A 21,154-nucleotide genomic window follows, 5' to 3' on the forward strand; every position below is an offset into this window, starting at 1 on the left:
GTTCGGGCCACTGGCCGGGGCGCCGGTCTGGACCGGCCGCATGACCGGGTCGCCACCCGACACCGACCCCACACCCGAACCACCACCCGACACCCGCCCCACGCCCGAGCCGCCCTCCGAGACCGGCCACGCACCCGAGCCACCGCCCGGGTCGCCACCCGACACCGGCCCCACACCCGAACCACCACCCGACACCCGCCCCACACCCGAACCACCGCTCCGGTCGCCACCCGGCGCCGACCCCGCTCCCGGGCCACCGTCCGGGACCGATCCCGTGACCGGCCGGTCATCCGTGCTCGTGCTCCTCCGCCGTAACCGGTTCCCGCGCCACCGGTTGCCGCCCCGCCGACCGTCCCTCGTCATCCGGCCCCTCCGCCTTTCCCACGTGGCGCGCGGGCGGACCAGGTCCGCGCGCACGCCTCCAGCCACCGCAGGTCGGCCTGCAACCGCAGGGCGATGCCCTCCAGGAGCAGTCCGGCCTCCGAGTCCGTGTCCTGGGCGAGGACGGCGCGCTGGGTCTCGGCGAGGCCGCGCATCAGCTCCCGTCGCCGCGCCTCCACGAGCGCGAGCGGATCGGCGAGACCCGACTCCGCGGCGGCCACCAGCTTCAGGTGGAACTCCGCCACGTCCGCTCGCGGCCCGGCCCCCTCGGCCAGCCACGCGGCCACCCGCTCGTGCCCGGCCGCGGTCGGCGCGTACACCTTGCGCCGCGGGCCGCGCACCGGCACGTCCTCGCGGTCCTGGACGACCAGGCCCGCCTTTTCGAGCCGGGTGAGCGTCACGTAGATCTGTCCCGCGTTCAGCGTCTCCCCCAGCGGCCCGAGCGCCTCCGCCAGCCGTCTGCGCAGGTCGTATCCGTGCGACGGCTCCTTGACCAGCAGCGCCAGCACCACGTCCTGCACAGGCCGCCCTCCTCCACGACCCGCATATAGATAGCGGTTATGCAATGAGGCGTCAAACGGGTGCCCGGGCAGGGGTGCGGGCCAGTCGGACAGGGGACCGGCGCGCGGCCGGTCCGGTACGGCGGTCAGCCGAGGCGCGCGGCGAACGCCTCGTGGGCCCGGTCGTCGAACAGCACGAACCTGATCTCCTCGACGGCCGTGTCGGCGCCCCGCACCGCGTCCACCGCGATGCGCGCCGCGTCGTCCAGCGGCCAGCCGTACACGCCGGTCGAGATCGCCGGGAAGGCGACGGAACGGGCCCCGAGTTCGTCGGCCACCCGCAAGGACTCCCGGTAGCAGGACGCCAGCAGGGACGGATCACCGCCGGCGGCGTTGTACACCGGGCCGACGGTGTGGATGACCCAGCGGGCGTCCAGTTCGCCCGCGGTGGTGGCGACCGCCCGGCCGGTGGGCAGGCCCCTGCCGTACCGCGAGGCGCGAAGGTCGCGGCACGCGTCGAGGATGGCCGGGCCGCCCCGGCGGTGTATGGCGCCGTCGACGCCGCCTCCGCCGAGGAGGGAGGAGTTGGCCGCGTTGACGATCGCGTCGGCCCGCTGGTGCGTGATGTCGCCCTGGACCAGGGTGATGCCGGTCATGCCTGCCTCAGTCTCCGCCACACCGCCTTCGCCGCGTTGTGTCCCGACATGCCGTGTACCCCGGGACCGGGCGGAGTCGCCGACGAGCAGATGAAGACGGCCGGGTGCGGGGTGGCGTACGGGAAGAGGGACGGCTTGGGGCGCAGCAGGACCTGGAGGCCGCTGATCGCGCCGGAGGCGATGTCACCGCCGACGTAGTTGGCGTTGCGGGCGGCCAGTTCGGGCGGGCCGGCGGTGGCGCGGGCGAGGACGCGGTCGCGGAAGCCGGGGGCGAAGCGCTCCAGCTGGCGTTCGATCGCGTCGGTGAGGTCACCGGTCCAGCCGTTGGGGACGTGGCCGTACGCCCAGAAGACGTGCTTGCCCTCCGGGGCGCGGGTGGGGTCGACGACGCTCGGCTGCACGGTGATCAGGAACGGCCGCTCGGGCGCGCGCCCGGCGCGGGAGGCGTCGTGCAGGGCGGTGCCGATCTCGGCGCTGTCCGCGCCGACCTGCACGGTGCCGGCGGCGCGGGCCTCGGGGGCGGTCCACGGGACGGGGCCGTCCAGCGCGTAGTCGATCTTGAAGACGCCGGGGCCGTACCGGTAGCCGTCGTAGGCCCGGCCGAAGCCCGCGATGCGGGCCAGCGCGGTGGGTGAGGTGTCGAAGACGTAGGCGCGGGCGGGCGGCAGGTCGTCCAGCCGTTTGACCTCGTAGTCGGTGTGCACCGTGCCGCCGAGGTCGGTGAGGTGGGCGGCGAGGGCGTCGGAGATCGCCTGGGAGCCGCCGCGGGCCACCGGCCAGCCGTGGGCGTGCGCGGCGAGCAGGAAGACCAGGCCGATGGCGGAGGTGGCGAGGCCGCCGAGCGGGGCCATGACGTGCGCGACGAGACCGGACAGCAGGGTCCTGGCCCGCTCGTCGCGGAAGCGGCGCATCAGCCAGGTCGACGGGGGCAGCCCGGTGAGGCCGAAGCGGGCGAGGGTGACCGGGTCGCGGGGCAGCGCGGTCAGCGGCAGCGACATGAAGTCCCTCACCAGCGTGTCCCAGCGCGGCAGGAACGGTTCGACCAGTCTGCGATAGGTGCCCGCGTCGCGCGGTCCCAGTGAGGCGGCGGTCTCGCCCACCGACCGGGAGAGCACGGCGGCCGAGCCGTCGGGGAACGGGTGGGCCATGGGCAGCTCGGCGTGCAGCCACTGGAGGCCGTAGCGGTCCAGGGGCAGGGCGCGGAAGGCCGGTGAGCTGGCGGCGAGCGGGTGGGCCGCGGAGCACGGGTCGTGCCGGAAGCCGGGGAGGGTCAGCGCCTCGGTGCGGGCGCCGCCGCCCACGGTGTCGCGGGCCTCGAAGACGGCGACGGAGAAGCCGCGCCGGGCCAGCTCCACGGCAGCGGTCAGTCCGTTCGGCCCCGCACCCACCACGACCGCATCGAGCATCGACGGCACCTTCGGACCCCTTCGTCAGCCGACGGCCACTGGGACCAGGATAGGCCCAGGGCCACCGGCGGCCCCCGGCCCCGGGCACCGGCGACCCCGGCCCCGGGCGCGGCGGCGTCAGGCCGCGCCGCCGCCGGACAGCAGCGCGATCGTCCGCCGGGCGGTGGCCGCGTCGCGGGCGGCGGTGAACGGCAGTTCGTTGCCGCCCGTGATCCGGAACGGCTCGCCGGTCAGGGTCAGGTGGGTGCCGCCGGCCTCCTCGACGAGCAGCAGCCCGGCCGCGTGGTCCCAGGCGGCCTCCCAGGAGAACACGGTGGCGTCCACCTCGCCACGGGCCACGGCCAGGTACTCCAGTCCGGCCGAGCCGCACGGGCGGGGTGCCATGCCCGGGACCTCCAGGGCCCGCAGGACGCGCTTCTGCTCGTCCGTGGTGAAGTCCGGGTGGGAGGTGGCGATCCGCAGGTCATGGCCGGGCTCGGGCGGACCGGCGTACAGCCGCTCGCCGTCCAGGAAGGCGCCCTTGCCCCGTATCGCCGTGGCGAACTGGTCGCGGGCCGGCGCGTGGGTCCAGGAGGCGAGCACCTCGCCGTGGCGGGCGAGGGCGACCAGAGTGCAGAAGCCGCTGTCGCCATGGACGAACTGCCGGGTGCCGTCGACGGGGTCGACGATCCACACCGGCGCGTCGCCGCGCAGCGCCTCGTAGCCGGCCGGGTTGGCGTGCACCGCTTCCTCGCCGACGACGACCGAGCCGGGCAGCAGGGCGGCCAGCGCCTCGGTGAGGTACATCTCCGCGTCGCGGTCGGCGTCCGTCACCAGGTCGTGCGGCCCGGTCTTCTCGTCCACCTCGTGGGCGGCCAGCCGCCGCCAGCGCGGCATGACCTCCTGCGCGGCCGCCTTGCGGACGGCCTCCTCCACGTCGTCGGCGTGCCGGGCGAGAAACTCGTCGATGGTTTCGTTGTTCTCGATCATGCGTCCATGAGAGCACGCGCCACTGACAATCCCCACCGCGGTGGCGTACTCCAGGTGGAATCGGGACGAACATGCGGCGCGCCGCCGCCGGCACGTCACCGCTCAGCAAGCGACGACCGCGCGGACCGGTGATCGCCGCCGCGCGTTACCGTGTATCCGGAAAACGGCAAATGGAGGAAAGATGCACGGGGAGTACAAGGTCCCGGGCGGCAAGCTGGTCGTCGTCGACCTCGACGTGGCCGACGGCGCGCTGCGCGACGTCCGGGTGTCGGGCGACTTCTTCCTGGAGCCGGACGAGGCCCTGCCCGCCATCGACCGGGCCCTCGAAGGCGCCGCGGCCGAGACCGACACCGCCGGCCTCGCCGCCCGGGTCGACGCCGCGCTGCCCGAGGGCACGGTCATGTACGGCCTCACGTCGGAGGGCGTGGCCGTGGCGGTGCGCCGTGCCCTGGCCAGGGCGACGGACTGGACCGACCACGACTGGCAGCTCATCCACGACGAACCCCAGTCCCCCGCCCTGCACATGGCCCTCGACGAGGTGCTCACCGCCGAGGTCGCCGCCGGCCGCCGCGGCCCCACCCTCCGGGTGTGGGAGTGGGCCCAGCCGTCGGTCATCATCGGCAGCTTCCAGTCCCTGCGCAACGAGGTCGACCCCGAGGGCGCCGCCCGCCACGGCATCACCGTGGTGCGCCGCATCTCCGGCGGCGGCGCCATGTTCGTGGAGGTCGGGAACAGCATCACGTACTCGCTGTCCGTGCCCGCGTCCCTCGTCTCGGGGCTGTCCTTCGCCGAGTCCTACGCCTACCTGGACGACTGGGTGCTCGGCGCCTTCGCCGACATGGGCATCAAGGCCTGGTACCAGCCGCTCAACGACATCGCCACCGAGGCCGGCAAGGTCGGCGGCGCCGCCCAGAAGCGCATGGTCGCCACCGACGGCGGCCCCGGTGCCGTCCTGCACCACGTCACCATGAGCTACGACATCGACGCCGACAAGATGCTCGAAGTGCTGCGCATCGGCAAGGAGAAGATGTCGGACAAGGGCACCAGGAGCGCCAAGAAGCGCGTCGACCCCCTCCGCCGCCAGACCGGCCTCCCCCGTGAGGCCGTCATCGAGCGCATGCTCACCTCCTTCCGCAACCGCTACGGCCTGGCCGAGGGCCGTGTCACGGAGGAGGAGGCGGCCCGCGCGAAGGAGCTGGCCGAGTCCAAGTTCAGCAGCCCGGAGTGGACGGCCCGGGTGCCCTGACCCCGCCGGCCGCCCCGCCCGTCCTGATCCTCACAGGTCCGGGACAGGATCGGCACGGACCATGAGGGCATGGATGCGAAGGGTGCCGCTCAGGACAGCCCCGTACGGGTACTGATCGTCGACGACGAACCGGAGCTGTCCGCACTGCTGTCCGCCGCTGTCGCCGACGCCGGCTGGCAGCCGTACACCGCCGGGAACGGGCACGGCGCGGTCCGGCTCGCGCGGGCGTGCGCGCCGGACGCCGTGGTCCTGGACTGGATGCTGCCCGACCTCGACGGTCTGCACGTACTGCGGCTGCTGCGGCACGACAACGACCGGCTGCCCGTTCTCATGCTCACGGCCCGTGACGCCCTCGCCCACCGGCTGGACGGTCTGTCGGCGGGGGCCGACGACTACGTGACCAAGCCGTTCGCCCTGGAAGAGGTGATGCTGCGGCTGCGCGGGCTGCTGCGCCGTGCCGGTGCCGGGGCCGCCGAGCCGCCCCCCGCGCAGGAGGCCGTGCGGCGACTGGGCGACCTGGTGCTGTCGGAGAACAGCCGGGAGGCGTGGCGCGGCGGGACGCCGGTGAAGCTCACCACCAAGGAGTTCGACCTGCTGTGGTTCCTCATGGGCAGCCCCCGGCAGGTGTTCAGCAAGGCACAGCTCCTCGATCACATCTGGAACAGCTCCTTCGACGGTGAGGGCAATCTGATCGAGGTGTACGTCTACAGCCTGCGGTCGAAGATCGACAAGGGGCGGGCGCCGATGATCCACACGGTGCGGGGTCTCGGCTACACGCTCCGGCCGGCGGACGACGGGACATGCTGAGCCGGCGTGACCGCGATCCCGCACAGCCCCGCGCGCGCGGCCGGTCCCTGCGGACGCGGCTGGTCGTCTTCATGTCCGCGGTGCTCGTCCTCGTCTGCGGTACGACGGCCGCCGCCACCGCGCTCGTCCAGCAGCAGCTGTTGCTGCGGGACCTGGACGAGCAGGTCACCGAGGCCGCCGAGCGCAGCCAGCAGGTGGTCGACCGGTACCCCGACGGTCCCCGGCGGCGGGGCGCCCCCAAGGTCCGCGGCGAGACCGCCGGGACGGTCGCCGCCCGGTTCGACGGGGACGGCGACGTCGTCACCGCCACGGTGATCGCCGACGACGGATACCCGCGGTTCCTCTCGGCCGCGCAGCGCGCCGCCGTGGCGGAGGTCACCGCGGACGGCAAGCCGCACACCCGGACGCTCCCCGGACTCGGCGACTACCGGCTGACCGTGCTCACGGGCGGCAAGGTGCCGGTGCTCGTCGGTCTGCCCATGGCCGACATGCAGCGGATGACCCGCGCCCTGATGGCGGTCGAGGCGGTGATCGCCGCGGTGGGGCTCACCCTCGCCGGCACGGTCTGCGCGGTCGTGGTCCGGCGCAAGCTGCGTCCGCTCGGCCGGGTCGCCGCCACCGCCGCCGAGGCGGCCCGGGTACCGCTGGACCGCGGCGAGGTGACCCGGCTGCGCCGGGTCCCCGAGGCGGACACCGATCCCGGTACGGAGGCCGGTCAGGTGGGCCTCGCCCTCAACCGGCTGATCGAACACGTGGAGAAGTCCCTCGTCGAGCGGCAGCGCACCGAGGAGCGCATACGCCGCTTCCTCGCCGACGCCAGCCATGAACTGCGTACCCCGCTCGCCTCGATCACGGGGTACGCGCAGCTCATGGCGGGCGGGACCGAGCGGATCACACCGGAGCTGGCCTGGCAGCGGATCACCGCGCAGTCGGCCCGGATGACCGGACTCGTGGACGATCTGCTGCTGCTCGCCCGTCTCGACGAGGGCCGTCCGCTGTCCATGACGGAGGTGAACGTCGCGACCCTGGTGGCCGAGTCGGTCTGGGACGCCCGTGCCGCCGGCGGCGAGCGGTCGTGGCGGGTGTTCCTGCGCCTCGACGCCTCCGTGACCGTCACCGGCGACCAGGCCCGGCTCCAGCAGGTGCTGGCCAACCTGCTGGGCAACGCCCGTGCGCACACCCCCGCCGGCACGGAGATCACGGTGACCGCGGAGGTCACGGACACACACTGCGTCGTCCGCGTCCATGACGACGGTCCCGGTGTCCCCGACGCGCTCCTTCCCGTGGTCTTCGAACGCTTCACCCGCGCCGACGCCTCCCGGTCCCGGGCCGGCGACCGGAAGGACGGGGCCGGTCTGGGACTCGCCATCGCCGCCGCGATCACCCGGGCGCACGGCGGCCGGCTCGACGTGCGCAGCGCGCCGGGCGACACCGAGTTCACGGTGACGCTGCCACGGGCACGGCCCACGTCTCCCGAGCCCGCCACACACCACCGCGAACCTTAAGCTTCCTTACATACGCGCAGGTCACGAGAGGTGTGTGCGGGTCGTCGGGTGCCGGATCGCCGTCCCTTTCAGTTTCGTTTCAGGTGGGCGCACAAAGGTAAGCCACCCCCGGCCGGTCGCAGGGGACCGGCCCCCCACGAAGGGAACAGACGGCGATGCCTCAGGAAGACCCGAAGCACGAGAAGAGCACCACCTCCCGGCGGCAGGTGCTCGTGGCCGGCGGTGCCGCGGTGGCCGTGGTCGGCGCCGGGGGTGTCCTGGCCTCCACCGCCTTCGCGGACGGCTCGTCGCAGGAGACGCAGAGCGCTGACTCCAGCGACGCCGAGTCCTGCTACCGGCTCAGCTCGGAGGCGATCGAAGGGCCGTACTACATCGACGCCGACAAGATCCGCACGGACATCACCGAGGACCGGGAGGGCATCCCGATGACCCTCACCATCAAGGTGATCGACTCCGTCACGTGCAAACCGGTGCGGAACGCGGCGGTCGACATCTGGCACTGCGACGCGCTGGGCGTCTACTCCGGCTACGAGTCCGTCAGCACGGGCGGCGGCATGCCCTCCGGCGCCCCGTCCGGCGCTCCCTCCGGCACCCCCACCGGCACCCCCACCGCCATGCCGACGGACGGCGGCGGCGGTGGCGGCGGCATGCACGTGGAGCCCACCGACGACGAGCGGTACCTGCGCGGCACCTGGCGCACCGACCGCCAGGGCAAGGTCCGCTTCACCACCATCTTCCCGGGCTGGTACCAGGGCCGGGCCGTGCACATCCACACCAAGGTGCACGTGGACGGGACGTGGACCGACGACGGCTACGAGGGCGGGCACACCTGCCACACCGGCCAGTTCTACTTCGAGGAGGCGGCCGTCCTCGGCTCCGCCGAGGTGGAGCCGTACTCGACCAGCACGACCACCCGCACCACCCTCACCGAGGACACGATCTACGACCAGAGCGGCGCCGCGGGCGGCCTGCTCACCCTGCGGTACGACAAGAAGAAGATCGCGAAGGGTGTCGCCGCGTCGATCACGGTGGGTGTGGACCCGGACGCCACCCATGACGGTGACGACGCCGTCATGCCCGGCGCGTCGGCCTCGTCGTCCGCCTCTTCGTAGCGGACAGCGCTCCGGCCCACCGCTCACCGGCGGTGGGCCACCGGCGGTGAGCGGGAGCGGGTGCGGGAACCGGCCGGGCCGCACCGGTCCCGCCCTCCGTACGTGCTCCCACCGCACCGCGCCACTCCCCCAGCCCCCTTCGCCTCCCCCGGCAGTCCCCTCCGTCTTCGTCTCCCCGGCAGGCCGCCATGACCGACCCCCGCGACGCCGTACTCGCCGACACCGCGGTGTCGGCCCTGACCGCACAGCTCGTCCTGACCCCGAAACCCGGTCTGCCCGACCTCCGTGATCTCACGGAACGCACCACCCGCGCCGACCACCGGGCCCTGCGCTGGTCGGCGAAGGCCCTCGCCCCCGGCCTCACGGCGATGGCCGCCGCGGCCCGCCGCACCGGGCGGCCCACCGCCCCGCTGCGCGCGGAACTCGGCTCGATAGGCCGGTGCGCCGAGCACTCGCTCCGACTGGCGGGCGGTGGTCACCGCGGCGCTCTGTGGACCCTCGGCCTGCTGGTGGCGAGCGCCGCGCTCGACCCGTCCGCGACGGGCGAGGGGATCGCGGAGACCGCGAAGCGCATCGTCGCGCACACCGACAGGACAGCGCCCTTGAAGGCGACGCGCGGTTCGGCGATGGCGGTGAAGTACGGCGCTGCCGGTGCGCGCGGGGAGGCCCGTGCGGGCTTTCCCCATGTGCGCCGCGCGCTCGAGGCGCTGGCCGCGGCCCGGGCGGCCGGCGCCGCCGAGGCACAGGCGCGCCTGGACGCTCTGCTGACCGTGATGTCGTCCCTGCGCGACAGCGAACTGCTCTACGTGGCCGGGCCGCTCGGCCTCCGCCAGGTCCACGCCGGTGCCCGCGCCGTCCTGGAGGCGGGCGGCACCGCGACCCCGGCGGGCGCCGAGGCGCTCGCCGCCCTCGACACCGACCTCCACCGTCGCGGCTGGAGCCCCCGCGGCAGCGCCGGCATCCTGGCGGGGGCGCTCTTCCTGGACGCCCTGCCCACGCGCGCCGGGACGTAAGGCTCCTGACGGTCCGTCCGGCGTCGTACCGGGGCCGTCGGGAGCCTCGGCGCGGGACGTCGTACCGCCTTCGGCCAGGCCGCTGTGTCACCGGCCGGCCACGCACCGAGTTCGCCCTTCCGCCCCACAGGGAGACGTGTGACACTGTCGTCCCGTCCGCTGTGCGGACCCCTCTCCGCACCGTCCCCCACGAGAAGTGCGCCGTGCCTTCGCTACCCCTGCCGCTCGCCCTCACCGCGCGCCTGGCCCCGGTCGCCGTGCTCGCCACGGCGGGCTGGGCACTGTCGTCACCGTCCGACACCACCTCGGCCGCCGGACCCGAGGCGACGGCGACCGCGTCCGGGACACCGACCGCCTCCGCTCCCGCGACCCGGGCGGCGACGAAGACGTACGCCACCGCCCCCGACCCCTGCGCGAGCCTGGCCAAGAAGACGATCACCTCCCTGGTGCCGGGCGCCAAGACGGCCGGCAAGGAGATCGCCTCGACCGACGCCGAGGTCCGCCGCACCTGCTCGTGGAACGCGCTCAAGGAGTACGACTACCGCTGGCTCGACGTCTCCTACGAGGTGACGGAGTCGGACGAGGCGGCCGAGAAGGCGTACGGGGAGCGGCTCTCCGACAAGAGCGGCGGCGGCGCGGTCGAGGGGCTCGGGGACGCGGCGTACTCGGTCGTGAACCTCACCACCGAGGACAAGCAGCAGACCCGTGAGGGCACCGTGGTGGTCCGTACCGCCAACGCCCTGGTGGTCATCACCTACAACGGCAGCGACTTCGAGTCGAAGAAGGCGCCCGACACGGACACGATCAACAAGGGTGCCATCAAGGCCGCCAAGGAGGCCCTGGCCTCCCTGGCGGACGGTCAGGGCTGAGTCCGGCGGTACGCGGACGGCGTCCGCGCCAGGTGCGGCAGCGCCCGGACCGGCCGTCCTGCTGATCGCCACGCGTGTCCGGTGCGGCATATCAGGACATTCCACATAGATTCGGTCATGCCCCGTTCTTCTGTCACGCCGTGCGGGACCGCCGGTCACGAGGCCCACGCACGCGCTTCTCCCTGTCCGGGGTCACCACCGCTAGGAGATGCCGGTGATCGACCGAATCTGGCTGCATCCGCCGCTCGCCATCGCCCGGTTGGGCCCGTCCCCCGTGCCGTGCGACAACTACCACTGGGGACCGAGCGACCTGTCGCCGCGCGGTACCGGCAAGACCACCGTCGTCCCGGCCGTCACCCTCGACCTCGCCGCCGACGGCACGCTGTCCGAGCGGATGCCGACGAAGGCGCAGTTCAAGGACACTGACGGCTGGCGGCCGGTGTGCCCGTACTTCGAGCTGCACGCCACCTGGACCAGCGGCGGCGAACGCCGGACCGGGCCGCTCACCGAGGCGGTGCTGGCGGAGTCCGGGCTGAGCCCCGCGGATCTGTGCTGGCGGGTGGCGGTCGCCAATCTCAAGGCGTACCACTACACCCAGGCCACCGGCGACCGGGTCGAGGCGCACGCCGAGGTGCGGGGCGACGACCACACCCGCCACGCGCTGGACGGCACCTCTCCGCAGGACGACGCCCGGCCGCTGGTCCCGTCCGGCGCCGGGCTGCCGCTCGGCGCGGTCCAACTGCCCGCCCCGAACGCCGCCCTGCCGGAGCTGCGGCTGCGGTTCACCCCGGGAGCCGGCGCGGTGTACGGGCCGACCGACCTGGCGACCCGCGCGCAGGGCACGGAGTACCGGCTGCCGCCGGAGCGGCTGATCCTCAATCGGGACGCGGTCTGGTGCGGGTTCCCGCTGCAGAACATCAGTGACGATCCGCGGACGGTCCCGGGCGGCCTCTTCGCGGGCGCGGAGCTGGAGGAGAGCCTGGGCCTCGTCGACGACGTCTGCGACGGCACGGTCGTCGCCACCCTTCCGGGCGGTCTGACGGCGACCGCGCGGATCGTGGTCGGTCCGCCCGACTTCGCCCCGGACCGGCGCCCCTTCATCTCGCTGGCCGACGGGCTGGCGGACCGGGTGCGGCGGGCGGACGTGCACGATCCCGCGTACCTCGCCGACGAGCGGCTGACCGCCCTGGAGGTCCGGGACCTGTTCGAGCGGGTCCTGGAGACCATGGGAAACGTCAACGTCGAGGTGCAGAACGGCCGCTTCCGCACACCGCCGCTGGAACCGCCGCGGAAACTGACGAGCGTCCTGCTCGAACTGACCGACCGCGGACGCCGGCGGCACCGCCGGTACGTGGCGCTGGAGGCCCTGGAGGACCTGCTGCGCGAGCAGCCCGGTCTCCTCCGCCGCGTCGTTCGCGAGCCCGTCCCCGATGAGCCGGTGTGGGACGAGCGGATGCCCGTCGCGATGCGCGGCGCCGACTCCTACGCCCTCCACCTGACGCGCCGGCAGTACGACCTGCTGGTCAACTGGTCACGGACGCTGCGCGAGGACACGGAGGCCGGCTCGTGACCGTGCTGCTCCGCATCGGCCGCCGCCCACCGCCGGACCCGGAACCCGGAGACGGCCTTCCGGGGCCCCGCTCCGAGATCAGGGTCTTCCGCAGTGCGCACGGCGCCCATCTGTTCGTGGCCGACGGCAGCCGGGTGTACGACCTGCCCGAGGAGACCGCGGCCCGGCTCCAGCGCTGGACACAAGCCCCGGAGGGCTCCCTGGAGGAGCTGGCCCGCGAGCTGTCGCTCCCCCTGTGGACCGAGCAGCGGATCGACGGCACGCCCGCCGAGCCGCCACCGCTGTCCTCCCTCTCCCTCAACGTGATGCAGGCCTGCAACCTGAGCTGCGGACACTGCTACGCGGACGAGGGCAGGTTCGGGGGCGCCGCCCGCGCGATGCCCCGCCGGACGGCGCTCGCGGCGGTCGACCGTCTGCTGGCCGAAGCCGCGCCGGGGGCGGACGTGGTGGTCGGCTTCATGGGCGGTGAGCCGATGCTCGCCCGGGACCTGGTGCACGAGGTGGTCGCCTACGCGGAGCGAGCCGGTGCCGCCGCGGGCCACCCGGTCCGCTTCGCGCTCACCACCAACCTGACGACCGTACGCCCCGAGGACGCCCGGCTCTTCGCCGAGCACCCCTTCACCGTCACCGTCAGCCTCGACGGGGACCGGGCCGGCCACGACGCGCTGCGGAAGACACCGGGCGGCGGCAGCGCCTACGACAGGCTGCGGGCCGGCCTGGAGGTGCTGGCCCGGCACGGGCGCCCGCGCCACCTCGCCGCACGGGTCAGCGTCACCCCGCGCACGGGGCGGCTGCTCGACGTACTGGAGCACGGCATCGGACTGGGCTTCGACGAGGTCGGCTTCGCCGCCGTGGTCAGCGCGCCCGACCCGGCGTACGAGATCACCGCCGAGACGTTCACCGGCTTCCTGGACCAGATGGTGGAGTGCGGCGAGCGGGCGCTGCGGGAGCTGTCGGCGGGACGCGCCTATCCGTTCGGCAACTTCCAGACCGCGATGCACGAGCTGCACCGCGGCACGCACCGGCCGTACCCGTGCGGCGCGGGGGCCGGGTACCTCAGCGCGTCGGCCGACGGCGGCCTGTACGCCTGCCACCGGCTGGTCGACGAGCCCGCCTTCGCCATGGGGTCGCTCGCCGCCGGGTCGGACGTCCCGGCCCGCGCCGCTCACCTGGCGGCACGTCATGTGGACCGGCAGGAGCCGTGCCGGTCCTGCTGGGCGCGCTACCTGTGCGGCGGCGGCTGCTACCACGAGGTGAGCCGCCGGGGCCGGCCAGGCTGCGACTACATCCGCGGCTGGCTGGAGTTCTGCCTGAGGGCGTACGTCGAACTCTGCCAGGCGGCTCCGGAGTTCTTCCTCCCGCCGCCCGGTCCGGCCGTACGCCCTGTCAGCCCCGCCAGTCCCGTGAGCGCCGTCGACGCCGTCTGAAGGAGTCTCCATGCCCGACCTTCCGACCCCCGAAGGGAAGATCTTCCCGCGCAACCTCACCGCCAGGGCCGACCACGTCGTACGCGGCAACCCCGCGGGCAGTCGCCCGGAGAGCGGTGTCGACAACTGCTTCCCCGGTCTGGAGTTCGATCAGCGCAACCTGGACAAGGCCTTCTTCCCGGGACTGACCGTCGATTTCCAGCGCCGCAGCGGCTCCAGGGTGCTCACCGTGCACGGCGGGGCCGCGGCGGAGCTGGGCCTGACCCAGGCCGACGTGGACGACCCCGACAGCCCCCTGTACATCTGGGGGCTGTGCGGGCGTACGACGGTGGACCAGACGGAGTTCTCGGCGCCCGTCATCGACTGCGCCGGACTGGACGGCCTGGACGTGTGGCGGCGGGTGCACGATCTGCTGCCCGGGCGCGTCGCCGTCCTGCTCGGTCCGGGGCCGGGCGCCTCTTCGGAGGGCACGCTCGCCGTCGGAGACCTCGGTGCCCTGCGGCGGAACAACGCCGGATTCGTCCGGCGCGGCCCGTCCGGCGGCTTCGAACTCGCTGTCCTGGTCGCCGACCGGGCCCGCTACCTGGACGAGGACGGGGTGATCGACCCGGAGACGTACCAGCCGGGCGATCTCACGCTCAGCCTGTGCGCCCCGTGGCAGTACGACTTCCGTGACTGCGGGTGCTGGTACTGGGCCGCGTCCAAGCCCGACGTCACGAGCAGTGCGGACGGCGGTGTCGCCCAGATGAACTTCCTGCGCCGCGACCGGCGGCCGGCGGCCGATCTGGACTCGGACGCGACCGAGCCCGGTTCGGACCAGGGCAGGCGCACGCTGCTGGAGTTCACGTATCCCGGACTGATCTCGGACTGGGACGTGCTCCCCGTGGTGCTCAACGACCGCGAGGACGACGCCCTCGGGACGCCGGGCCCGTCCGCGGTCCAGCCGATGGACCGGGCGAGGGTGATCGAGGAGCTGAAGCGGCTGGCCACGGTCGAGCACGCGCTGTGCGTGGAGTACCTGTTCGCGCACTACTCGCTGAACGCGCCCCTGGAGCTGCCCGAGGGCGCGAGCGCCCAGACCACGCTGATCCACACGGCCGCCGCGGAGGTGTTCGCCGTCGCGGTCGACGAGATGCGGCACCTGCGCTGGGTCAACGAGGCCCTCGGGACCCTGGGCGAGCCGGCGGTCCTCGGCCGTGCCGCGGAGATCGAGCGCGACGGGGTGCACCCCTTCGCGCTGCGCCCGCTCACCGCGGAGCAGTTGCAGTGGTTCATCGACGTCGAGGCCCCGAGCCAAGAGGTGGGCACCGGCATCGACGGGATGTACGTCCAGCTGCACGAGACGCTGGTGAAGAAGCCGGAGCTGTTCGCGGAGTCCGACCGGCTGGCCCATCTGATCAAGCTCATCATCGACGAGGGCGGCGACCACTTCCGTCGCTTCACCGCGGTCAAGAGCCACTTGGCCGCACTCACCCCGCAGCAGTACCTGCGCGACCTCGGGCCGGGCACCGGAACGCCGCTGCAGACGCAGCTGCTGACGCTCAGCGACCAGTACTACGCGCTTCTGCTGGGCATGCTGCGGCCCACGTTCGAACTCGGCGACCGCGCGGGCGGGGTGCTGATCGAGCAGTCCCGCCGCACGATGACCAACCTGCACGAGATCAACCACATCCTCGCGGCAGGGGGCGTGGCGCCCCGGTTCACGCTGCCCGCCTGGCTCACCGGGCCCGGCGCGGGGGGCGGGGCCGCAGTCGCCGACGGGCAGTTCACGCGGGCCGCCGCCCTGGCCGCGATCCAGGCCCATGCAGCGATCTTCGCGCTCGGCAGCCCGGGGGCGCGGGCACTGGCGACCCGCCACCGGGTCGACGTCGAGGCGCTGCTCGCCGTGCTGACCATGCACGACGGTGGCGGAGCGGACGGCGACGGGTGAGTACGGTCGTCGCGATCGCCGGATCCGGGCTCGCCGAGCTCACCTGTGCCTGGCTGCTGGCCGGGCGCGGACACCGGGTCCGGCCGGCCGCGGACGCTCCGGCAGCGGGCGCGCGGCCGCTGCTGCTGACCGGGCCGACGCTGGAACTGCTCGGCTCGCTCTGGGGCGACGGGCTCCTCCACGGCACCTGGCGGCTGGATCACCGGCAGGTGCGCTGGGGGACGGGCGAGCGCCCGACGCGGTTCGCGCAGCCGGCCCGCGTGGTGGACGGCGCGGTGCTGGCGGCCAGGATGAGGGAACGGCTCGCGACGGCCCTCGGCCCGTCGGCCGGGACCGCCCGGTGGGTGGTGACAGCGCGGTCACCGGACGGTCCGGGCAGCCGGCTGACCGCCGGGCGGCGGCATCTGCTGGCGGGGACCGCGCCGCTGCGGAGCGGGACGGACGAGCGGACCGCGTTGTTGGACACCACGGCACTCGGCTGGCTCCAGCTCACCCCGCTCGGCGCAGGCCGGTGCCTGGTGCAGGCCATGGTGCCGGGTCCGGCCGAGGACCCCACCGCCCTGCTGACCCGGCTGCTCGCCGCGTCCGGGCTGGGTCGCGTACTGCGCCACGCACCGCGCGCCGCGGCCGCCGTTCCGGCCGCCCCGCGGCTGCACCACACGCCGGCGCTGTCACCCGGCGACCTGACGCCGGCCGGCCGGATCACCGTCGGGGCGGGAGCCATCCGCTTCGACCCGCTCAGCGGCACGGGCACCGCCCAGGCCCTGCGTACGGCCGTCCTCGCCGCCGCCGTGATCGACGCCGATGCCGGCGGGGCCCCGGTGGCGCCGCTCTGCCGCCACCTCACCGATCGGCTGCGCGCCGCCTTCGCCGAACACCTGGCGACCTGCGCCGCGTTGTACGGCTCCGCCCTCACCTCCGTGGCCTGGCAGGACGAGCTGGACGCCGCCCGGCTCGGCTCCCCCGCACCGGGCCGGGCGGTCGCCCCGGTGTGACGGTCCGGGCCTCGGCGGGTGTCAGTCGGTGAGCGCGGGGATGATCCCCGTGCCATAGGCGTCGATGGTGCTCTCCTGGGCGTCGTGCATGGCGTAGAGGGCGAACTGGTCGACGCCGATCGCACGCAGCTCGCGGAGCCTGGCGATGTGGGCGTCGACGGGGCCCAGCAGGCAGAAGCGGTCGACGATCTCGTCCGGGACGAAATCGGTGGACCGGTTCCCGGTCCGGCCGTGGTGGCTGTAGTCGTAGCCCTCGCGCTCCTTGATGTACGAGGTGAGGGCCTCGGGCACCAGCCCGGAGTACTCGCCGTACCGGCCGACCAGGTCGGCGACGTGGTTGCCGACCATGCCGCCGAACCACCGGCACTGCTCGCGCGCGTGCGCCAGGTCGTCGCCGACGTACGCGGGCGCGGCGACGCAGATGGTGATCGAGGCGGGGTCGCGGCCGGCCTCCTCGGCGGCCCCGCGCACCGCGGCGACCATCCACCGCGTCAGGAAGGGGTCGGCGAGCTGGAGGATGAAACCGTCGGCCTTCCGCCCGGCCAGGGCGAGGGCCTTCGGGCCGTACGCCGCCATCCAGACGGGAAGTCGGCCCTCCGTCACCCAGGGGATGCGGACCGGTGTGCCGTCGACGAGCGCCTCGCGGCCTTCGGCCAGGTCGCGGATGACGTCGATCGCCTCACCGAGGCGGGCGAGGGTGTGGGGCCTGCGGCCCGCGACGCGCATGGCGGAGTCGCCCCGGCCGATGCCGCACACGGTGCGGTTGCCGAACATGTCGTTGAGGGTGGCGAAGGTGGAGGCGGTCACTTCCCAGGTCCGGGTGCCCGGGTTGGTGACCATCGGGCCGACGATCAGCTTGCGGGTGTGTTCGAGGATCTGGCTGTAGATGACGAAGGGCTCCTGCCACAGCACGGCGGAGTCGAAGGTCCAGCCGTAGCGGAAGCCGTTGCGCTCCGCGCGCCGCATGAGTCCGACGACCCGCGAGGCGGGACGGTCGGTCTGCAGGACGAGTCCGAAGTCCATTGCCGGGGCTCCTAGTTCAGGTACTGGCAGGTGGACCGCGGCGTGTACGCGCCGTGCCCGGCCCGGCCGACGAAGCGGCGGTCCGCGATGACCGGTTCGCCGCGGGAGAGGACGGTCTCGACCCGTCCGGTGACCCGCTTGCCCTCGTACGCCGAGTAGTCGACGTTCATGTGGTGGGTCTCGGCCGAGATGACCTGCTCGGCGTGCGGGTCGTAGATCACGATGTCGGCGTCGGCGCCCGGGGCGATCGTGCCCTTCTTCGGATAGAGGCCGAACATCCGGGCCGGGGCGGCGCAGGCGATCTCGATCCAGCGCCGGCGGCTGATGTGTCCGTCGACAACGGCCTGGTGCAGGAGGTCCATGCGGTTCTCCACGCCCGGCAGGCCGTTGGGGATCTTGGAGAAGTCGCCGCGGCCGAGCTCCTTCTGCCCGGTGAAGCAGAAGGGGCAGTGGTCGGTGGAGACGACCTGGAGGTCGTTGGTGCGCAGGCCCCGCCACAGTGCCGCCTGGTGCTCACGCGGCCTCAGCGGCGTACTGCACACGTACTTGGCGCCTTCGAACCCGGGCTCGGCGAGGTTGTCGGTGGACAGGAAGAGGTACTGCGGGCAGGTCTCGCCGAAGACGTCGAGGCCCTTGTCGCGGGCGGCGGCGATCTCGGCGACGGCTTCCTCGGCCGACACGTGGACGACGTACAGCGGGGCGCCGCCCGCGACCCGGGCGAGCTGGACGGCGCGGTGCGTGGCCTCCGCCTCCAGCAGCACCTTGCGGACCTCGCCGTGGTGGCGGGGGTCGGTCTCGCCGCGGGCGAGGGCCTGTTCGACGAGGACGTCGATGGCGATGCCGTTCTCGGCGTGCATCATGATCAGGCCGCCGTTGCCGGAGGCCCGCTGCATGGCGCGCAGGATCTTGCCGTCGTCCGAGTAGAACACCCCCGGGTACGCCATGAACAACTTGAACGAGCTCACGCCTTCGTCGACGAGGAGGTCCATCTCCTTGAGGGAGTTCTCGTCGACGTCGGAGAGGATCATGTGGAAGGAGTAGTCGACGGCGCACTGTCCGTCGGCCTTGGCGTGCCACGCGTCCAGGCCGTCGCGCAGGCTGCGGCCGACGGCCTGGACGGCGAAGTCGACGATGGTGGTGGTGCCGCCCCAGGCGGCGGCGCGGGTGCCGGTCTCGAAGGTGTCGGAGGCGGCGGTGCCGCCGAACGGCAGCTCCATGTGGGTGTGGGCGTCCACCCCGCCCGGGATGACGTACTTGCCGGTGGCGTCCAGGGTGTGCGCGGCGGTGAGGGACTCGGCGGCCGGGGTGCCGGAGGCGGCGAGGGCGGCGACCCGGCCGTCCTCGATCAGGACGTCGGCGTGGAGTTCGTCGGCGGCGGTGACGACGAGGCCGCCGCGGATGACGGTACGGCTGCTGCTGCTCATGCGGTTCCCCTCTGTCAGGGCAGGGCGCTTACAGGCCGCGCAGGGCACGCTCCAGGACCGCGGCGCCCTCCTCGGCCTCCGCGACGGTCAGGGTGAGCGGCGGGGCGATGCGCAGGGCGCTGGTGTCGTGGCCGCCGCCCTTGCCGATGAGCAGTCCGCCGGCGCGGGCCTCCTCCAGTACGGCGGAGGCGGCGCGCGGGTCGGCCTCGTCGGTGCCGGGCCGGGTCAGCTCGATGCCGATCATCAGGCCGCGTCCGCGCACCTCCCGTACGTGCGGCACACCGGCGGCGACGGCCCGCAGCCGCTCGATGAGCAGTCCGCCGACCCGGCGGGCGTTGCCCTGGAGGTCGTGTTCGAGGAGGTAGGTGAGGTTGGCCAGGCCGGCCGCCATGGTGACCTGGGTGCCGCCGAAGGTGGAGATGCTGTTGGCGTCCAGGCAGTTCATGATCTCGGCGCGGGCGATGACGCCGCCGATGGACATGCCGTTGCCGAGGCCCTTGGCGAAGGTGACGATGTCGGGCGGACCGCTGCGGCCGTGCGCCTGCCAGCCCCAGAAGTGGTCGCCGGTGCGGCCCCAGCCGGTCTGCACCTCGTCGGCGATCCACAGCACGCCGCGCTCGTGCAGTACGTCGCGGAAGGCGGCGTACAGGCCGTCCGGCGGGGAGGTGAAACCGCCGACGCCCTGGACGGGTTCGGCGATCAGCGCGGCGGGCGGGCGGGTGTGGCCGAGCAGGTCGGTGAGGTCGTCGACGCAGGCGGCGACGAACTCGCGGTCGGTGAGGTGCGCGTAGGGGCCCCGGGTGCGGACGCCGCCGTGCACGTAGAGGGTCTGGAGCGGGGAGAGGGAGGTCGGGGACCAGCCGCGGTTGCCGGTGACGCCGACGGCGCTGAAGGAGCGGCCGTGGTAGCTGTTGCGCATCGCCAGCACCGTGTTGCTGCGCCGGTACGTCGTCGCCAGCAGCAGCGCGGTGTCGTTGGCCTCGGTGCCGGAGGTGGTGAAGAAGACGCGGGCGTCGGGGATGCCGCTCACCTGGGCGACGCGCTCGGCGAGTTCGACCATCGGCCGGTTGAGGTAGAGGGTCGAGGAGTGCAGGAGCCGGCCGGCCTGCTCGCCGACCGCCTTGGACACCTCGGGCAGGGCGTGGGCGGTCATGGTGGTGAGGATGCCGCCGAAGAAGTCGAGGTACCTGTTGCCGGCGGCGTCCCACACGTACCGGCCCTCGCCGTGGGTGATCTCGATGGGGTCCTCGTAGTAGAGGGCGAGCCAGTCGGGCAGCACGGCGCGGTGGCGGCCCAGCAGGTCGTGGGTCACGGCCGCACCAGCCCCTCGTAGGCGTCGGGGCGGCGGTCGCGGTAGAACGCCCACTGCTGCCGGACCTCCTCGACCAGGCCGAAGTCGAGGTCGCGTACGACGAGTTCCTCCTTGCTGTCGCTGGCGGTGTCGCCGACGAACTGGCCGCGCGGGTCGACGAAGTAGGAGGTGCCGTAGAAGTCGTTGTCGCCGTACTCCTCCTGGCCGACGCGGTTGATCGCGGCGACGAAGTACTCGTTGGCGACGGCCGCGGCCGGCTGCTCCAGGCGCCACAGGTGGGCGGAGAGACCGCGGTGGGTGGCGGACGGGTTGTACACCAACTGGGCGCCGTTGAGCCCCAGTTGCCGCCAGCCCTCCGGGAAGTGGCGGTCGTAGCAGATGTAGACGCCGACCTTGCCGACGGCGGTGTCGAAGACCGGCCAGCCGAGGTTGCCCGGGCGGAAGTAGTACTTCTCCCAGAAGCCCTTCACCTGCGGGATGTGGTGTTTGCGGTAGGTGCCGAGGACGGTGCCGTCGGCGTCGATCACGGCGGCGGTGTTGTAGTAGAAGCCGGACTGCTCGACCTCGAAGACGGGGGCGACGATCACCATGCCGGTCTCGCGGGCGAGGGCTTGCATACGGCGGACGGTGGGGCCGTCGGGGACGGGTTCGGCCCAGCGGTAGTGCTCGGGGTCCTGGACCTGGCAGAAGTAGGGACTGTTGAAGACTTCCTGGAAGCCGATGATCCGCGCGCCCTGACGCGCGGCCTCGCGCGCGTGCTCCTCGTGTTTCGCGATCATGGACTCGGTGTCTCCGGTCCAGGTGGCCTGGACCAGAGCGGCACGTACGACGTTGGCCATGAACTGCTCCTTCGACGCGACGCCAGAGCCTCTACGCCCGTAGAACAGGCCGTAGAGGGATGAACGTAAGCCTCTCGGGCGAGCTTGCCAAGACCATCGTCGTCAAGGCGCGGTGTCGATCAGGTTTCACACTCCGGTGGGCGAGCGCCTCCGGCCACCGGACCGGACCC

At 73.3% G+C, this 21,154-nt stretch carries 18 protein-coding genes; 10 read left to right on the forward strand and 8 right to left on the reverse strand.

Features of this window, described 5'->3' with window-relative positions; all coding sequences use genetic code 11:
- Positions 1–359 precede the first annotated feature (359 nt).
- The 4 genes from J7I94_RS15905 to J7I94_RS15920 form a co-directional block, all read right to left on the reverse strand.
- Entirely contained in the window at positions 360–902 is a 543-nt protein-coding gene (locus tag J7I94_RS15905) for a PadR family transcriptional regulator (protein WP_215167752.1), read from the reverse strand.
- Between the two features lie 125 nt (positions 903–1,027).
- Positions 1,028–1,537, reverse strand: a complete 510-nt coding sequence (locus J7I94_RS15910; RefSeq protein WP_215167753.1) for an O-acetyl-ADP-ribose deacetylase — start codon at positions 1,535–1,537, stop codon at positions 1,028–1,030.
- Positions 1,534–2,943 (reverse strand): NAD(P)/FAD-dependent oxidoreductase, encoded by a 1,410-nt coding sequence (locus J7I94_RS15915; RefSeq protein WP_215167754.1) that lies wholly within the window; start codon positions 2,941–2,943, stop codon positions 1,534–1,536. Before J7I94_RS15915 ends, J7I94_RS15910 begins: the two co-directional genes overlap by 4 nt.
- Before the next feature lie 117 nt (positions 2,944–3,060).
- Positions 3,061–3,912 (reverse strand): inositol monophosphatase family protein, encoded by an 852-nt coding sequence (locus tag J7I94_RS15920; protein WP_215167755.1) that lies wholly within the window; start codon positions 3,910–3,912, stop codon positions 3,061–3,063.
- Positions 3,913–4,093: 181 nt separating this feature from the next.
- On the opposite strand from J7I94_RS15920, the gene J7I94_RS15925 reads away from it, so the two are divergent.
- From J7I94_RS15925 to J7I94_RS15970, 10 genes are all read left to right on the forward strand, one after another.
- A complete protein-coding gene (locus J7I94_RS15925; protein ID WP_215167756.1) occupies positions 4,094–5,158 on the forward strand; it encodes a biotin/lipoate A/B protein ligase family protein in 1,065 nt (354 codons plus the stop codon).
- 69 nt (positions 5,159–5,227) lie between these two features.
- Positions 5,228–5,965 carry a response regulator transcription factor gene (locus J7I94_RS15930; RefSeq protein WP_215167757.1) on the forward strand — a complete coding sequence of 246 codons (738 nt, stop codon included), beginning with the start codon at positions 5,228–5,230 and terminating at the stop codon, positions 5,963–5,965.
- Complete coding sequence (locus J7I94_RS15935) at positions 5,959–7,470, forward strand: cell wall metabolism sensor histidine kinase WalK (protein ID WP_215167758.1); 1,512 nt, start codon at positions 5,959–5,961, stop codon at positions 7,468–7,470. The genes J7I94_RS15930 and J7I94_RS15935 overlap by 7 nt, the downstream gene beginning before the upstream one ends.
- A gap of 155 nt (positions 7,471–7,625) precedes the next feature.
- Positions 7,626–8,582, forward strand: coding sequence for a dioxygenase (locus J7I94_RS15940; RefSeq protein ID WP_215167759.1), 957 nt, complete (start codon positions 7,626–7,628; stop codon positions 8,580–8,582).
- A gap of 188 nt (positions 8,583–8,770) precedes the next feature.
- The gene (locus tag J7I94_RS15945; RefSeq protein WP_215167760.1) at positions 8,771–9,595 is read left to right on the forward strand and encodes a triphosphoribosyl-dephospho-CoA synthase; all 825 of its coding nucleotides are present in this window, start codon (positions 8,771–8,773) and stop codon (positions 9,593–9,595) included.
- A 203-nt stretch (positions 9,596–9,798) separates the two neighbouring features.
- On the forward strand, positions 9,799–10,464 hold the full coding sequence (locus tag J7I94_RS15950; protein WP_215167761.1) for a hypothetical protein: 666 nt from the start codon (positions 9,799–9,801) through the stop codon (positions 10,462–10,464).
- Between the two features lie 214 nt (positions 10,465–10,678).
- A complete protein-coding gene (locus J7I94_RS15955) occupies positions 10,679–12,034 on the forward strand; it encodes a hypothetical protein (protein WP_215167762.1) in 1,356 nt (451 codons plus the stop codon).
- Positions 12,031–13,461, forward strand: coding sequence for a radical SAM/SPASM domain-containing protein (locus tag J7I94_RS15960; protein WP_215167763.1), 1,431 nt, complete (start codon positions 12,031–12,033; stop codon positions 13,459–13,461). Before J7I94_RS15955 ends, J7I94_RS15960 begins: the two co-directional genes overlap by 4 nt.
- A 10-nt stretch (positions 13,462–13,471) precedes the next feature.
- Positions 13,472–15,391, forward strand: a complete 1,920-nt coding sequence (locus J7I94_RS15965; RefSeq protein ID WP_215167764.1) for a ferritin-like protein — start codon at positions 13,472–13,474, stop codon at positions 15,389–15,391.
- A complete protein-coding gene (locus J7I94_RS15970; RefSeq protein ID WP_215167765.1) occupies positions 15,388–16,386 on the forward strand; it encodes a hypothetical protein in 999 nt (332 codons plus the stop codon). The genes J7I94_RS15965 and J7I94_RS15970 overlap by 4 nt, the downstream gene beginning before the upstream one ends.
- A gap of 21 nt (positions 16,387–16,407) precedes the next feature.
- On the opposite strand, the gene J7I94_RS15975 is transcribed toward J7I94_RS15970, so the two are convergent.
- Genes J7I94_RS15975 through J7I94_RS15990 form a run of 4 tightly spaced genes read right to left on the reverse strand, consistent with a single transcriptional unit; the run spans position 16,408 to position 20,984 of the window.
- On the reverse strand, positions 16,408–17,409 hold the full coding sequence (locus tag J7I94_RS15975; RefSeq protein ID WP_215167766.1) for a TIGR03842 family LLM class F420-dependent oxidoreductase: 1,002 nt from the start codon (positions 17,407–17,409) through the stop codon (positions 16,408–16,410).
- Between the two features lie 11 nt (positions 17,410–17,420).
- Complete coding sequence (gene hydA / locus J7I94_RS15980; RefSeq protein WP_215167767.1) at positions 17,421–18,833, reverse strand: dihydropyrimidinase; 1,413 nt, start codon at positions 18,831–18,833, stop codon at positions 17,421–17,423.
- 28 nt (positions 18,834–18,861) lie between these two features.
- Positions 18,862–20,145, reverse strand: a complete 1,284-nt coding sequence (locus tag J7I94_RS15985; protein ID WP_215167768.1) for an aspartate aminotransferase family protein — start codon at positions 20,143–20,145, stop codon at positions 18,862–18,864.
- Complete coding sequence (locus J7I94_RS15990) at positions 20,142–20,984, reverse strand: nitrilase-related carbon-nitrogen hydrolase (protein WP_215167769.1); 843 nt, start codon at positions 20,982–20,984, stop codon at positions 20,142–20,144. The genes J7I94_RS15985 and J7I94_RS15990 overlap by 4 nt, the downstream gene beginning before the upstream one ends.
- Positions 20,985–21,154 lie beyond the last annotated feature (170 nt).

The organism is Streptomyces sp. ISL-12 (genome assembly GCF_018614415.1).
Taxonomy (GTDB): domain Bacteria; phylum Actinomycetota; class Actinomycetes; order Streptomycetales; family Streptomycetaceae; genus Streptomyces.